Source organism: Vibrio sp. Y176 (assembly GCF_033438945.1).
This window is the reverse complement of sequence record NZ_JAWOQS010000666.1, coordinates 1-649: the sequence shown is the minus strand read 5'-3', so window position 1 is coordinate 649 and position 649 is coordinate 1. Positions and strand designations below refer to the sequence as shown.

The following is a 649-nucleotide window of genomic DNA, read 5'->3' as shown; positions in this document are numbered from 1 at the left end:
CTGGTTTTGATAGAGCACCCAACAGCCGTCTTCTATGGTCTGCGCTAATCCACCAGACACTCGCACGTTTTCGGTCGCAAAAGTTTGATACAAAGGATAATCACGACGTTCGATTTGCACGGCAAAACTGATGATGACTTGAGAGTTGCTTTGTAACTGCAGCGAACGTTTGAGCTCGCCACCGTCTATATCGGGAGAGAAAGAATACGCTTGGACGGCAGACGTTAGCGTGGTTTGGTCAAACTCAATCAGGTTGATGAGGCAGCCAGAGGTAAAAATGTCGCCATCCAAAATTACATTGCGAGTGCTGTGGCCGATGACATGAGCATTGGGCAACATCGACAAAACCGCTTTGGCGAGTGCAGCCGCACATTCTCGCGATTGCGTAGACAAAATTTGCACCAAATACTGTTTATCTGGGTGCAACTGAGAAGTGACTAAAAAGTCATTAAGCTGACTTACATCGTGGACCCGTTTGGAAAAAGCTCGCATGTACCCTACTACTGCCGTAACACTATTTTCACCACGATGAGTGGCGTCGTTATTTTTACTTTAGGCTTAGTAATTTACGTTTCTTTTTGATGCTTTTCTAGACACAAAATGAGATTAGAATGGATTAATGCGAAAGCAATTAAAAAAGTGTGAGTAA

The 649-nt window shown here is 44.2% G+C and carries 1 protein-coding gene; it reads right to left on the bottom strand.

From position 1 onward, the window contains the following. Positions 1 to 492: FIST N-terminal domain-containing protein (locus R7O13_RS27955; RefSeq protein WP_318305335.1), on the bottom strand; the 492-nt coding region annotated here is incomplete at its 3' end. Positions 493 to 649: the final 157 nt, after the last annotated feature.